This window comes from Enterovibrio makurazakiensis, from assembly GCF_050336585.1.
Lineage (GTDB): Bacteria > Pseudomonadota > Gammaproteobacteria > Enterobacterales > Vibrionaceae > Enterovibrio > Enterovibrio gelatinilyticus.
In genome coordinates this window covers 12,917-26,930 of record NZ_JAKJSE010000025.1, presented here as the reverse complement: position 1 = coordinate 26,930, position 14,014 = coordinate 12,917, and the positions used below count along the sequence as shown (strand labels likewise).

Here is a 14,014-nt window from a genome sequence, read left to right as displayed (position 1 = left end):
CGGGATTGAGAAAAACAAAGCCCCCAAGGTTGGGGGCTATGATTGGTGTGCAGTTTTAGTCGAGCTGTGGGCCGGCTTTGACCAGCGCTTTGCCTTCTGCATTGTCGGTGTATTCAACGAAGTTATTGATGAAACGCTTCGCCAAATCTTCCGCTTTGCTTTCCCACTGCAGTGGGTCAACGTAAGTATCTCGTGGATCTAAAATGCTTGGATCAACGCCTGGTAGGTTGGTTGGAACCGTCAGGTTAAAGATTGGAATGTCTTTGGTTTCTGCATGTTCAATAGAACCATCGAGGATCGCATCGATAATGCCGCGCGTATCTTTGATAGAAATACGTTTGCCAGTACCATTCCAGCCAGTATTAACCAGATACGCTTCTGCGCCGACCGCTTCCATGCGCTTAACGAGCACTTCTGCGTACTGCGTTGGGTGTAGCGTTAAGAACGCTTTGCCAAAACATGCTGAAAACGTCGGTGTTGGCTCCGTGATACCACGCTCAGTACCTGCCAGTTTAGCCGTAAAGCCAGACAGGAAGTGGTATTTGGTTTGCTCTGGTGTCAGCTTAGACACAGGAGGCAATACACCAAAGGCATCAGCAGACAAGAAGATCACTTTGTTGGCGTGACCCCCTTTTGACACTGGCTTCACGATGTTTTCGATGTGGTAAATCGGGTAAGAAACACGGGTATTTTCTGTTTTTGACCCATCATCAAAGTCGATAGAGCCATCACCACGCACCGTGACGTTTTCTAGCAGCGCATCGCGGCGGATGGCATTGTAGATATCCGGCTCTGCTTCTTTCGACAATTTAATGGTTTTTGCGTAGCAGCCGCCTTCGAAGTTGAAGACGCCGTTGTCATCCCAGCCGTGTTCATCATCACCGATGAGTTCTCGTTTGGGGTCAGTCGACAAGGTCGTTTTACCCGTACCGGATAAACCAAAGAAAATGGCGACGTCACCATCAGTTCCTTTGTTAGCAGAGCAGTGCATAGAAGCAATGTCTTGCAACGGAAGGAAGTAGTTCATCATGGCGAACATGCCTTTTTTCATCTCGCCGCCGTACCAAGTACCGCCGATGAGCTGCATGCGTTCTGTCAGGTTAAACACGGTGAAGTTTTCGGAATTCAGACCGTGCTCTTGCCACTTCTCGTTAACACATTTCGCCCCGTTCATGACGACGAAATCAGGCTCAAAGCTCTCCAGCTCTTCTTCTGTTGGGCGGATAAACATGTTCTTGACGAAGTGTGCTTGCCAGGCCACCTCGGTGATCACGCGGATATTCAGGCGTGTATCGGGGTTTGCGCCACAGTAGCCATCAATCACAAACAGGCGTTTGCCTGACAGTTGCTGTGTGACTAATTCTTTAAGATCATCCCATACGTGTTGTTCGATAGGCTTGTTGTCATTCGCACCTTGATCGGACCACCAAAGGGTATCTTTTGTGGTGTCATCTTTTACGATGAATTTGTCTTTCGGGGAGCGGCCTGTAAAGATACCAGTATCGACTGCCACTGCTCCGAGTTCAGTGACGGTGCCTTTCTCATATCCTTTCAGTTCCGGTTTAGTTTCTTCAACAAACAATTGTTCGTAGGTAGGGTTACGAACAACTTCTTCAACATCGAAAATGCCGTGTTTCGACAAGTCGATATTGTGTGCAACCTTTTTTTCGACGTTCATGACAGTCATAGGTGCTCCTTGGGTAAGATGTAAAGTAACTGTCGTCCATGCTAGCAAGCTGAATTAGTCAATTCAGAGAGTTAATTCAAAAAATAACCACAAACTTCTTAAGGTTATGAAACTCAATTAATTAGTTTGTACTATTTATATTACCGTCATGTTGCGTACTTACGCCAGATTGGATCGGTTAATATTTGTACAAAATTAAGAGGTTAGAGAAAGGCGTATTTTTATTGGGAATCGGGTGATAAATAAAAAAAAACCGACTAATTAGCCGGTTTTTGTGGGGTTTTTGCTCATTAATTATCGAAGAAAAATATTAATGCACTGTGCCAGAAGACGGGTTGGTTTGGTCAAAAATGGCTGAAATATCAACGCTGTCGAACTCATAATCTGCACCGCAATAGTCACAGTGAAGTTTAATGTTTCCGCTTTCAATGACCATTTGTTCTACTTCTTGGCGTTCAATAGCGGCAATAGCAGATGCACTACGTTCGCGTGAACATGTGCACTTGAAGGTCACACTTTCTGGCTCGTAGACTTTCACCTCTTCTTGGTGGTAAAGACGATATAAAACGTCTTGCGCTTCCAAGCTGAACAACTCTTCGTTTTTCACGGTATCGGTAAGTTGCGCCAAATGGTCAAATTCTTCTTCTTTGCTTTCGTCACCTGGAAGGATCTGAAGCAACATACCCGCAGCTCTCGCTTGCCCTTCGAACTCACCAGTACGAAGCCACAGACGGGTTTTCAGCTGCTCTGAGCGCGCAAAGTAATCTTCCAAGCAAGCTTCTAGCGTATCGGCTTCTAGTGCAACAATACCTTGGTAGCGCTCGCCTTTCTCAGGTTCGATGGTAATGACCATTTGTCCTTTACCGACTAACTCTTTGAAAGATGCAGACTCTGGAAGATCGTCTTGCCAGCGTGAAGTGCCACGCATGACTTGGTTATGATTACCATTCACTACGACTAGAGACACAGGGCCCTCGCCTTGGATCTGGACGGTAATGCTACCTTCAAATTTCAAGGTTGCGGTGAGCAGGCTGGTCGCGACTAATAGCTCGCCAAGCATTTGCTTAACCGGTGCAGGGTAGTCTTTTCCACCCGTCAGTTGCTGATACGTTTCTGAAAGTTGAACCAGTTCGCCGCGCACTGACACGCCATCGAACAAGTAACGGTGCAGACTATCGTGTGCCATGGGATAACTTCTCCGGCGTTAATCGTTACTGTTTCTAAATTTGATAATATCGCGCCGCTGCTTTTTGTCAGGGCGACGTTCGGGGCTTGGATTATGTGCATGGAGTTTGCGTTCTAAAGTACGCTGTTCTCTGCGTTCCACACTTTCCAGCGTTTCACTGTAAAGCAATTGGGCTTCTGGTGCGCCGCGACGTTGACCGCTGATGTTTTCAATCATCACGACTTTTTCTTCAGAGCCAAGTCTGAGCTTAACTTCTGCACCAACTTCAACCACTTTACTAGGCTTGGCACGTTGGCCATTGTAATGCACTTTGCCCCCATCGATCATATTACGAGCGATGGAACGGGTTTTGTAAAAGCGAGCGGCCCACAACCATTTATCCAGCCTTACCTGTAAATCTTGGTCACTATTTCCGTGTTTTGAACCCACTAAACACTCCTTTACGTTTGACGGGCTAAACTTACCACAATCAGGTAATCCGATCAGCATCACAATTATGGCTCTTATATGGTGTTCAAGCGTCCAACTTTCAAGCCGCAATGGAATCATTCAGACAAAAATGGGTTCTCACTTATCGGCAAGTGCGTGGAAAAAAGGTAAATTGGACAGTCAATTTAATAATTCCTGCACCTAGGCGCTAAAATAGGCAATCTGCTGGCAGCCAACGGAATGCGAAGTACTACGACAGGAAGAACATGTTTGCGAATTTAGGGATACAGCGCCTGAGCAATTGGGTACAACCACAACTTGGGAAAGAATTCCCTGCAAAAGCGGCAAAGTGGACAACACGTTTGCTGATTATTGTCCTTGCTTGGACACTAGGCCGCCTTGTGTGGTCTTGGGTTATGCCTCCTACCGTTGATGCTCTATCAACAGCGGCAGTGATCACGCAATCTGGGCAACAAGCCCCCGCTTATCAACTGAATGATTTGGCGAGTCGCCACTTTTTTGGACGTTTCAGTGAAAAAGCGGCGCCAGTTAAGAAAAAACCTGAACCTGTTGTTGATGCCCCTCGTACTCGCTTAAACCTAACGCTTGTTGGATTGGTGGCAAGCTCCGAACCCGAACGCGGTTTAGCGGTCATTGCAAATCGTGGCGCGCAAAAAACATACGGTGTCGGCGAAGCAATTGAAGGAACACGCGTTATTTTACGTCAAGTGTTGAACGATCGTGTGATATTGCGTAATAACGGGAATGATGAAGCGTTAATGCTGGCAGGAGTGGATTACAGTAAAACAACGCAACAGCCGAAGCGAAACTCCCCCACGGCTTCGCGTCCTGCAGTAAATTCAAGAGACACGGGACGTGCTGATCTGACGAAGGTCAAAGCTGAAATTCTTAGCAATCCTCAATCATTACTGAAATACATCACGCTGTCTCAAGAACAGGGTGAGGATGGCTTGATAGGCTATCGCCTCGGTCCGGGGAGCGATAGCCGTCTGTTTAAAGAAGCAGGGTTGCAACCCGGAGATGTAGCCGTGGGAATTAATGGCGCAGACTTAACCAACCCTGCAGAGATGAATCGCATTTGGCAAAGCTTGTCTGATGCGTCCGAAATCAGCCTTACCGTTCAGCGCGGCGGTGAACTGCACGAAATTTATATCGGTCTCTAAGTAAGACTGAAACGGAGAACACAGTGAAGACGTGGATGAAAGGTAAAACGTGGTTGATTGCTGGCATGCTCGCCATGCAGAGCATGGGCGCATGGGCGGCAGAATTTAGTGCCAGCTTTAAAGGGACTGATATTCAAGAGTTCATCGAAATTGTGGGACGCAACCTTGAGAAAACGATCATTGTTGACCCTGCGGTTCGTGGCAAGGTCAACGTGCGTAGCTACGATGTGCTCAACGAAGATCAGTATTACCAGTTTTTCCTCAATGTATTGTCTGTTTATGGCTTTGCTGTGGTTGAAATGGAAAATGGTGTGTTGAAAGTTATTCGCGACAAAGACGCGAAGCAATCGGCAATCCCTGTGGTGGGTGATAATGACAAAGTGCAAGGCGATGCGGTTGTTACGCGCGTTGTCTCGGTAAAAAACGTTTCTGTTCGTGAATTGTCACCGCTACTTCGTCAGCTCATTGACAACGCGGGTGCGGGTAACGTGGTTCACTATGACCCAGCCAATGTCATTATGATCACGGGCCGTGCTGCGGTTGTTAACCGTTTGGCCGAGATCATTGAACGTGTTGACCAAGCGGGTAACAAAGAAGTGGATGTGGTTCACCTTGAGTTTGCGTCGGCCTCAGAGATGGTGAGAATTGTTGAGAGTTTGAATAAGCAAGGTGACGGTAAAAATACTCCTCAACTTCTCCAGCCTAGCTTTGTTGCTGATGAGCGTACCAATTCAGTGTTGATCTCTGGTGAACCTCAAGTGCGTGACCGCATTCGTAAGCTTATCTCCCAACTTGACCGCGAAATGGCAACCACGGGTAATAACCGTGTCATTTATCTTCGTTATGCAAAAGCCGAAGAAGTGGTGGATGTATTGCAGGGCGTGTCTGAAAACCTGATCGCCGAAAAGCAAGGTGGCCAACGTCAAACAGGCGCGGTTGCGGGTAACGATGTAAAAATCTCTTCTCACAAAGGAACAAATGCACTGGTGATCACGGCGCCGCCTGACATCATGCGTGCATTGGAAAGTGTGATTTCTCAGCTGGATATCCGTCGTGCGCAAGTATTGATTGAAGCCATGATCGTGGAAGTATCAGAAAGCGATGGCGCTAATCTGGGTGTTCAGTGGGGCTCGCTCGATGGCGGTGGTATTCAATTTGGTAATACGGGCGTGCCTGTTACCAACTACCTCGCTGCGCAAGAAGAAGCGAAAGATCAAACCACGACAGAGTCGCGCTTTGATAACAACAACAATTTGGTTGAGGTACCCATCACGGAATCTGGCGACCCAACGGCTATCGCAGAAGTTCTGGGTGGTGTGAGTGGTCTTGCCGCTGGCATCGTGTTTGGTGACTGGACGGCGTTGGTCACAGCGGTATCGTCGAACAGCGAATCTAATATTCTTTCTTCGCCAAGCCTGATGGTGTTGGATAACGAAGAAGCATCGTTCATCGTTGGTGAAGAAGTACCAGTGGTAACAGGCTCGACGACAGGTTCAAGTAATGACAACCCGTTCCAAACCGTTGAACGTAAAGACGTGGGTATTAAGCTCAAAATCACGCCACAGATAAACGAGGGAGATTCCGTTCAACTCAATATTGAGCAGGAAATTTCTAACGTACTCGGCGCTAGTGGGGCAGTTGATATTCGCTTTGGTAAACGTCAGCTAACCACTTCAGTATTGGCGGCGGATAAGCAAATGATTGTGCTGAGTGGCTTGATTGATGAGCAGACCAACGAAAGTGAACAGAAGGTCCCGTTATTGGGAGATATTCCGTTCCTTGGTCACCTGTTTAAATCCACGTCATCAGGCAAAACAAAACGTAACCTGATGCTATTTATCAAGCCAACGATCATCCGCACTGGTTTAACGGCTGATGGAATTTCACAGCGTAAATATAACTACATCAGAGCTGAACAAATTTATCGAGCTCAAGAGGAAGTAAAACTGATGCCTGGCGTGAAAAAGCCAATACTTCCTGAGTACGGTGTGGACTTGACGATGCCTGCGGAAGTGCGTGCCATCATGGCTGAGTTGAGGTAGCGGTGATGGATACGCAGTCTGTAGATTTAGAAACGGACTTCATCAGCGAAGACTTTGACGCTGAAGTGGTGACAGCGGCAACGCGTTTGCCGTTTGGCTTTGCCAAGCGTCATGGCGTGGTCGTTGAGCGAACGGACGGTGGCTGGCTGTTGTATTACCGAGATCAACCGAAGCCAGCGGTATTGATGGAAGTACGCCGTGTACTCGGTCAAAGCTTTACACCGATACAGCTTCGCACTGAAGATTTTGACCCCAAGTTAACCCAGCTTTATCAGCGTGATTCATCCGAAGCGCAGCAACTGATGCAAGACATTGGTGCTGACAGCGATGACTTCTTTGCTCTTGCGGAAGAGCTGCCGCAAAGTGAAGATTTGCTTGAGTCCGAAGATGACGCGCCGATCATCAAATTAATCAACGCCATGCTTGGTGAAGCCATCAAAGAAACCGCGTCTGATATCCACATTGAAACGTTCGAGAAAAGTCTATCGATTCGCTTCCGTGTTGATGGCGTGCTTCGTGAAGTTTTAAGCCCTAGCCGCAAATTAGCGCCGCTGCTTGTTTCTCGTATCAAGGTCATGGCGCGTCTCGATATCGCAGAAAAACGTGTTCCTCAAGATGGTCGTATTTCACTGCGCATTGGTGGACGTGCTGTTGATGTGCGTGTATCTACCATGCCGTCATCCCACGGTGAACGTGTCGTATTGCGCCTGTTGGACAAAAATGCCACTCAACTTGACCTCGAAAGTTTGGGGATGACGCCATCTGTCCATGACAGCTTCCAAACCTTGATTAAGCGCCCACACGGTATATTACTGGTCACCGGTCCCACAGGTTCGGGTAAGTCGACCACCTTGTATGCCGGTTTGACGGAACTTAATAGCGCCGAGCGCAATATACTCACCGTCGAAGACCCGATTGAATTTGATATCAACGGCATTGGTCAGACGCAAGTGAACACCAAAGTTGATATGACGTTCGCGCGTGGTTTGCGCGCAATATTGCGCCAAGACCCTGACGTGGTAATGGTTGGTGAGATTCGTGATTTAGAAACCGCGCAAATTGCAGTTCAAGCTTCTTTGACGGGTCACTTGGTGATGTCGACCCTTCATACCAATACCGCGGTTGGTGCTGTTACGCGTTTGCGTGATATGGGGATTGAACCTTTCCTTGTTTCCTCCTCGTTATTGGGCGTATTAGCTCAACGCTTGGTTCGTACCTTGTGCCCTGATTGTAAAGAAGCCTATGAGGCGGATACGCAAAGTAAAGCGTGGTTTGGTTTGGCTGAACATGAGCCATTGACCCTTTACCGTGCTAAGGGTTGCAAAGCCTGTAACCATAAAGGTTATCGCGGTCGAACGGGTATTCATGAACTGCTGGTTGTGGATACGCAAGTGCAGGAATTCATTCATAATGAAGCGGGCGAGCAGGCCATTGAGCGCTATGTTCGCCAATCCTCTCCGAGCATTCGAGCGGATGGTTTGATGAAAGTGCGTAAAGGTCAAACGACGTTAGAAGAAGTTCTGCGTGTGACGCGGGAGGGGTAATGGCGGCGTTTGAATACAAAGCGTTAAATGCCAAAGGGCGCACCGTTAAGGGCGTGATTGAAGCGGATACAGCGCGATTGGCTCGCCAACTACTTCGTGAAAAAGCGCTAGTCCCGATGGAGATAGCGCAAACTCATGAAAAAGAACAGCAAAACCAAGCTAAACCCTCTGCTGGTTTTCAGCGTGGGATCAGCACAAATGATTTGGCACTGATAACCCGCCAGCTCGCTACATTGGTGCAAGCTGCCATGCCACTTGAAGAGTGTATCAAAGCCGTCGCGGAACAAACGGAAAAGCCACGGCTGAAGAACATGCTTACAGGGGTGCGAGCCCGAGTAGTTGAGGGGTATACCCTGTCAGATAGCTTTGGGGACTACCCCCATGTGTTTGATCAGCTCTTTCGCGCCATGGTCGCTGCGGGTGAAAAATCCGGTCACTTAGGGCCTGTGCTTGAGCGTTTGGCTGACTACGTCGAAAACCGACAGCAGGTGAAGAACAAGCTGATTCAAGCCATGGTTTACCCCATTGTGTTGACCGTGGCGGCTATTGCGATCGTGGCATTTTTGTTGGCGACGGTCGTACCAGATATTGTTGGGCAATTTCTAAAAACGGGTGCTGAGTTGCCCGGTATTACTCAGGTGTTACTTGCCGCCAGTGATTTTGTCACCGAGTGGGGATGGCTAGTGTTAGTCGTATTCGTCGCGACATTCGTGCTGACCAAGATGATGCTTCGAAACCCAAATCGAAAACTGGGCTGGGATAGAAATATTCTCAGCATGCCTGTAATAGGACGTGTTGCGCGAGGGCTTAATACATCTCGTTTTGCGCGTACGTTGTCAATTTGTACCTCCAGCGCTATTCCGCTCTTGGACGGTATGAAAGTGGCTGCTGATGTGATGACAAACACTTGGGTGAAAACCAAAGTGTTGGAAGCCTCTGACCGAGTTCGTGAAGGCACAAGCCTTAGAGTGTCGTTGGAAAAATCGAAACTGTTTCCGCCAATGATGCTGCATATGATCGCCAGTGGTGAGCGAAGTGGCGAGCTAGAACAAATGCTGACTCGAGCGGCAGACAACCAAGACAGGGATTTTGAGTCTCAAGTGAACATCGCACTGGGTATTTTTGGTCCTTTGTTGATTATTGTGATGGCGTTAATCGTACTTTTCATTGTGGTGGCAACATTAATGCCTATTATTCAGCTCAACAATATTGTGGGCGTTTGATTTCAATATAAGCTGCCGAGCAGCAATTTTTCAGGAGAGAGAACATGCAACGACGTCAACAGGGCTTCACCCTGCTGGAAATCATGGTTGTCATCGTTATTTTGGGTGTACTGGCAAGTTTGGTGGTACCAAACCTGTTGGGTAACAAAGACAAAGCGGATCAACAAAAAGCCGTCACAGACATTAGTTCACTTGAGGGTGTGCTAGATATGTATCGTCTGGATAACAGTGTTTATCCGACGACAGACCAAGGGTTGGATGCATTGGTCAGCAAGCCTAGCTCGTCTCCAGAGCCACGTAACTATCGTCAAGATGGCTACATTAAGCGTTTGCCGCAAGACCCTTGGGGTAACGATTATCAATACCTCAACCCAGGTGAGCATGGTTCCGTTGATATTTTCTCCTTGGGCGCGGATAACCAAGAAGGCGGTGAGGGTGTGAACCAGGACATTGGTAACTGGAACATGTTAGACCTTAAGTAATCGATGAAGAGAGGGCGCCCGTCCGGGTTTACATTGCTGGAAATTCTGCTTGTGATGCTGTTGTTAGCTATCAGCGCAGTGATCGTGGTGCCCAACCTTCCGCAAAACCAAAGTGATGAAGCTAAAGGGGAAGCCCAGCGTTTCTATCAATTGGTACAGCTTTGGACTGAACAAGCGTTGTTGAGCGGTCAAACGTTTGGCCTGCGAGTGAATGACAACAGCTACCAGTTGGTGCGTCTAACTCGAGAAGACTGGGTGCCAGTTGAAAAGGGACGCACAGTCACTGAAGCCACCATGCCCGAAGGTATCGAGCTTGATTTGCAAGTCACGGGGTTTGTTGCTGAAGAAGATCGCCTTTTTGAGCGGACCGAACTGTTTGATGACGAAATGTTTGCTGAAGAAGAGGAAAAACCAAAACCACCACAAGTGGTGCTAATGGGTAACGGTGAAATCATCCCATTTTCGCTGACATTTTTAGCCGATGAGAAACGCCTGTGGCAAGTGGAAGGAAATGATGTGGCGACGTTCAAAATAACTGCGCTGAATGAGGGTAGAGAGTGAAGCGACTTCGCGGCTTTACCCTGATTGAAGTGCTAGTAGCCATGGCTGTTTTTGCGGTGGCTGCGCTAGCGGTGCTTAATGCCACCGGACAGCATGTGAATACACTCGGTGTGCTAGAAGAAAAAACCTTTGCTGCCATGGTGGCTGATAATCAACTGGCATTGTTGGTATTGGAAGGAAAAGCGTTGTCATCAGAAAAGAATGGCAGCTCAGAAATGGCTGGGCGAAAGTGGTATTGGACCATTAAACCCACGGCGACAGCAGACAGCATGCTTCGCGCTATCGACGTGATTGTTTGGCAAGACGAAACGAAGCGTAGCTCAATTGTGTCGGTGAGAACGTATGTTCCTGCAAATTAAGCGCCGATCTCGCGGGTTTACACTTATTGAAGTGTTGCTGGCCTTGATGATATTCGCCACGTTGAGCGTCGCGGCAAACCAGATATTCAGCAATGTGATTGCCAGTGATAAGCAAACAGAAGAAGTGGGTAATGCCCTAAAAACCTTGCAACGCACACTACTGATCATGGATAGCGATTTCCGCCAAATGATGGCGAGACAATATCGCGATGGTGGTGAGGAAGCGCAAGAGTCATTGCTCGAACTTGGTGATGATGTGAATGAATCGGAATCTCAGGGAATACGCTTTGTTCGCGGTGGGTGGATTAACCCGCAAGCCCTGTTCCCTCGCGGAGAAGTGGTCAAGGTGGGGTATCGCATTCAAGATGACACGTTAGAGCGCGTTCGTTGGATGTACCCTGATGATAGTTCGGCGGTTGACCCTGCTGTGATGCCAGTGATGGAAGGTGTCACAGATATTAAATTTGAAGTGCTGGGCAGTGAGAGTTGGCAGCAAAGTTGGGACACTCCGCTTGAGATGCCGAAAGCTGTCCGAGTGACACTCGACACCGAGCGCTATGGTGAGTTGACCCGAGTTTATTTACTGCCTGGGCAAGTGTTACCTGCGCCAATTGCTGGTGGCGTGCAATGATAATGAAAACGCACGGCCGACAATCACAACGCGGTGTTGCACTGCTTGTCGTGCTTTTGATCATGGCTTTGATGACCATGGTGTCAGTGAACATGGCAAGCCGTATGTTCGTGAACTTTGACCGAGCAGAAAGCCAAATTCGTTACCAGCAGGCATATTGGTATGCGCAGTCGGTAGAATCACTTGCTCGTTTTGGTCTTGAAGAGAGTTTTGGTGACGACGACACGGTGACGTTGAGTCAACCTTGGGCTGTGCGTGATCAGATTTACCCTCTTGATGGCGGACAGGCAACAGGCAACGTTTACGATCGTCAGGCCTGTTTTAATGTCAACGGGTTGCGAGATATCAAGCCGACTGAGAATGGCACCAATCCGGCGCTGGTAATTGCGCTGCAACAGTTGATTGAATCGCAAGACATTGACAGCTTTGAGGCGGAAACGGTTGCGGCAGCAACGTGGGAATACATCGATATTAACACCAATGTTCAATCGCCGTTGGGCGTTGAAGATAGTGAATACGAAGCACGTCCGATACCGCACGTTGCTCCCAATGGTTTGATTGCTGATATATCAGAATGGCGTGCCATTAACGGTGTGACCCGTGAAATTTATGAGAAAGTGAGCCCGTTGCTGTGTGCCATTCCCAGCAATAAGCTGGTGGTGAACATCAATACGCTGACGGAAGAAGATGCACCGATCCTGACTGCGTTGCTGCACCCTAACTTGTCGGAAGATCAAGCGAAGCAGCTGATCAACGAGCGAAATGCAGTTGATGGTTGGAAAGACATCGCGAGTTTTATTGCAGAGCCTGTACTCTCAGGGCTTAGCGACGAAGATAAAGAAAAGCTACAAAAAAATCTTGATGTGCGAAGCCGCTATTTTGAGTTGGACACGGAAATAACCCTCGACAGCACGTCGTTACGATTACGAGCGCTGTTGCAAAGGGATGATAATGGTACGGTGACTGTAGTTCGTCGCCGCTTTGGAGGAATGAGTGAGCGAGATCCTGACAATAAGGCTTAACTGCGATACGCAGGAACCCATACCTTGGCTGGTGTGGTCAACGAGCCAACAGGAAGTGATCGCGTCAGGCGAAGCTGACAGTTTGTCACAGTTGACAGACTATGCTGTCGATCGAGAGGTGGTGGCGCTGGCTGACAGTGCTGCAGTTACCTTAGCGACAGTGGCTATCCCATCTGGGAGTGCGCGTCAGTTAGAGAACGTATTACCTTTCCTGCTCGAAGATGATTTGGCACAGGACGTGGATCAAGTTCATGTTACTTTGTTGAGCAAAAGTGCCGAGCAAGCGCATGTGGCCGTGGTTGAAAAGCGCATCATGCAGCAGTGGCTTGATGCCTTGGCCGATGCGGGTCTTACTGTGCGTCGTCTTATTCCTGATTGCTTGTGCTTACCGCTTGATGAAGACGCCTACAGTGTCGCGAAGCTTAATGACCGTTGGCTTGTGCGCGTAGATGAAACCTCAGGGGGCATGGCTGAAATGCTGTGGTTGCCAGTGTGGTTGCGTAGTTTGCACGAGCAAGAAGATGCTGATGCACCAATGAAAGCGGTTGTTAGTTACTCTGAGTTGCCAGAGGGTGCTGCTGAAAACTGGCGAAGTGAGCCAGCCGAATTGGTCATGATGCTACTTGCGCAAGGCGCATTAACTAGCCGATACAATCTGCTCGTTGGTCAATATAAGCCTCAAAATCAAATCTATAAGCACCTTAAACCTTGGCGAAGTGTTGCTATTGCGGCTGCCTTGTTACTCTCAGTGCTAGGCGCTGAGCAAGTGGCGGGTATCTATCAAATGGAAGCGCAAGCTGATGAATATCGCGCCCAAAGTGAGGCGCGAGTGCGTGCACTGTTGCCTCAAAACCAACGTATTCCTACCACCAGTTATATGCGCCGTATACTCGAAAGCGAAGTGACACGATTATCTGGAACGGGAAGCAGTTCTGGTGTCATGATTTGGCTTGCCGAACTGGGCCCGATTTTGGACGGGGCGTCAGGCATCAAGTTGGATGCCATGCGCTTCGATCGTGATCGTGGTGAGTTGCGTCTGAATGCTCGCGGCAAAGACTTTGGTGATTTCGAAAAACTGCGTGAGGCACTGTCCGCGAAGTATTCGACAGAATTAGGGCAATTGAGTCGTGATCAGCAAAGCGTCACGGGTGCATTTGTCTTGCGAAAGGAGCCATAAATGAAAACGATATTGGCTTATTGGCAAGGGCTATCTAAGCGAGAGCAACGCCTGATGGGCGTTGCAACAGCCGTATTACTTCTCGGCGGCCTGTATTGGGGAGTAGTGAGTCCACTTCAAGCTCGAGCAGAGCAAGCTCAGCAACGTGTGAACAGTGAAAAGAATCTGCTGGCTTGGGTTAATGGTAAAGCGGCTGAAATCCAATCACTACGCGTTACTGCGGGAAGTCGTGGACAGGCGAGTGCATTGCCGCTCAATCAGTCTGTGACCACCAGTGTTAAGCGCTACAACCTTGAAATTGTGCGTCTTCAGCCACAGCAAGAGCAGATCCAAGTTTGGTTGAAACCCATGCCATTTAATACCTTGTTAAGCTGGCTCGACTTTTTGTCCGTGAGTCACGGCGTGCAGGTGAAGTTCATTGATATAGGTAAGACCGATAAGTCGGGATTGGTTGAAGTAAAGCGCCTGCAATTAGGACGAGGGTAAG

The 14,014-nt window shown here is 48.6% G+C and carries 14 protein-coding genes; 11 read left to right on the top strand and 3 right to left on the bottom strand.

Going from position 1 to position 14,014, the window contains the following annotated elements:
- Window positions 1–55: 55 nt before the first annotated feature.
- From pckA to hslR, 3 genes are all read right to left on the bottom strand, one after another.
- Window positions 56–1,687: a phosphoenolpyruvate carboxykinase (ATP) gene (gene pckA, locus L4D06_RS18750; protein WP_274166940.1), complete on the bottom strand. Its 1,632-nt coding sequence runs from the start codon at window positions 1,685–1,687 to the stop codon at window positions 56–58.
- A 310-nt stretch (window positions 1,688–1,997) separates the two neighbouring features.
- Window positions 1,998–2,873: an Hsp33 family molecular chaperone HslO gene (hslO, locus tag L4D06_RS18745; RefSeq protein WP_274166939.1), complete on the bottom strand. Its 876-nt coding sequence runs from the start codon at window positions 2,871–2,873 to the stop codon at window positions 1,998–2,000.
- 18 nt (window positions 2,874–2,891) lie between these two features.
- Window positions 2,892–3,302: a ribosome-associated heat shock protein Hsp15 gene (gene hslR, locus L4D06_RS18740; RefSeq protein ID WP_429740701.1), complete on the bottom strand. Its 411-nt coding sequence runs from the start codon at window positions 3,300–3,302 to the stop codon at window positions 2,892–2,894.
- Window positions 3,303–3,568: 266 nt separating this feature from the next.
- On the opposite strand from hslR, the gene gspC reads away from it, so the two are divergent.
- Genes gspC through L4D06_RS18685 form a run of 11 tightly spaced genes read left to right on the top strand, consistent with a single transcriptional unit; the run spans window position 3,569 to window position 14,013 of the window.
- Entirely contained in the window at window positions 3,569–4,486 is a 918-nt protein-coding gene (gspC, locus tag L4D06_RS18735) for a type II secretion system protein GspC (RefSeq protein ID WP_429740700.1), read from the top strand.
- 23 nt (window positions 4,487–4,509) lie between these two features.
- Window positions 4,510–6,528: a type II secretion system secretin GspD gene (gene gspD / locus L4D06_RS18730; RefSeq protein WP_274166936.1), complete on the top strand. Its 2,019-nt coding sequence runs from the start codon at window positions 4,510–4,512 to the stop codon at window positions 6,526–6,528.
- Between the two features lie 5 nt (window positions 6,529–6,533).
- On the top strand, window positions 6,534–8,072 hold the full coding sequence (gspE, locus tag L4D06_RS18725) for a type II secretion system ATPase GspE (protein WP_274166935.1): 1,539 nt from the start codon (window positions 6,534–6,536) through the stop codon (window positions 8,070–8,072).
- Complete coding sequence (gspF, locus tag L4D06_RS18720) at window positions 8,072–9,295, top strand: type II secretion system inner membrane protein GspF (RefSeq protein WP_429740699.1); 1,224 nt, start codon at window positions 8,072–8,074, stop codon at window positions 9,293–9,295. Before gspE ends, gspF begins: the two co-directional genes overlap by 1 nt.
- Window positions 9,296–9,339: 44 nt before the next feature.
- Window positions 9,340–9,777, top strand: a complete 438-nt coding sequence (gspG, locus tag L4D06_RS18715) for a type II secretion system major pseudopilin GspG (RefSeq protein ID WP_028024302.1) — start codon at window positions 9,340–9,342, stop codon at window positions 9,775–9,777.
- 3 nt (window positions 9,778–9,780) lie between these two features.
- On the top strand, window positions 9,781–10,338 hold the full coding sequence (gspH, locus tag L4D06_RS18710; RefSeq protein ID WP_429740698.1) for a type II secretion system minor pseudopilin GspH: 558 nt from the start codon (window positions 9,781–9,783) through the stop codon (window positions 10,336–10,338).
- The gene (gene gspI, locus L4D06_RS18705; protein WP_274166932.1) at window positions 10,335–10,697 is read left to right on the top strand and encodes a type II secretion system minor pseudopilin GspI; all 363 of its coding nucleotides are present in this window, start codon (window positions 10,335–10,337) and stop codon (window positions 10,695–10,697) included. Before gspH ends, gspI begins: the two co-directional genes overlap by 4 nt.
- On the top strand, window positions 10,681–11,328 hold the full coding sequence (gene gspJ / locus L4D06_RS18700; RefSeq protein WP_274166931.1) for a type II secretion system minor pseudopilin GspJ: 648 nt from the start codon (window positions 10,681–10,683) through the stop codon (window positions 11,326–11,328). Before gspI ends, gspJ begins: the two co-directional genes overlap by 17 nt.
- Complete coding sequence (gene gspK, locus L4D06_RS18695; protein WP_274166930.1) at window positions 11,325–12,350, top strand: type II secretion system minor pseudopilin GspK; 1,026 nt, start codon at window positions 11,325–11,327, stop codon at window positions 12,348–12,350. Before gspJ ends, gspK begins: the two co-directional genes overlap by 4 nt.
- A complete protein-coding gene (gene gspL / locus L4D06_RS18690; protein ID WP_274166929.1) occupies window positions 12,322–13,527 on the top strand; it encodes a type II secretion system protein GspL in 1,206 nt (401 codons plus the stop codon). The genes gspK and gspL overlap by 29 nt, the downstream gene beginning before the upstream one ends.
- Entirely contained in the window at window positions 13,528–14,013 is a 486-nt protein-coding gene (locus tag L4D06_RS18685; RefSeq protein WP_429740697.1) for a type II secretion system protein M, read from the top strand.
- Window position 14,014 lies beyond the last annotated feature (1 nt).

Coding starts and splice junctions, on each gene's coding strand:
- gspJ (WP_274166931.1), top strand. CDS start 10,681: ATGTTCCTGCAAATTAAGCGCCGATCTCGCGGGTTTACACTTATTGAA.
- L4D06_RS18685 (WP_429740697.1), top strand. CDS start 13,528: ATGAAAACGATATTGGCTTATTGGCAAGGGCTATCTAAGCGAGAGCAA.
- gspE (WP_274166935.1), top strand. CDS start 6,534: ATGGATACGCAGTCTGTAGATTTAGAAACGGACTTCATCAGCGAAGAC.
- gspH (WP_429740698.1), top strand. CDS start 9,781: ATGAAGAGAGGGCGCCCGTCCGGGTTTACATTGCTGGAAATTCTGCTT.
- hslO (WP_274166939.1), bottom strand. CDS start 2,873: ATGGCACACGATAGTCTGCACCGTTACTTGTTCGATGGCGTGTCAGTG.
- gspF (WP_429740699.1), top strand. CDS start 8,072: ATGGCGGCGTTTGAATACAAAGCGTTAAATGCCAAAGGGCGCACCGTT.
- gspC (WP_429740700.1), top strand. CDS start 3,569: ATGTTTGCGAATTTAGGGATACAGCGCCTGAGCAATTGGGTACAACCA.
- gspG (WP_028024302.1), top strand. CDS start 9,340: ATGCAACGACGTCAACAGGGCTTCACCCTGCTGGAAATCATGGTTGTC.
- pckA (WP_274166940.1), bottom strand. CDS start 1,687: ATGACTGTCATGAACGTCGAAAAAAAGGTTGCACACAATATCGACTTG.
- gspK (WP_274166930.1), top strand. CDS start 11,325: ATGATAATGAAAACGCACGGCCGACAATCACAACGCGGTGTTGCACTG.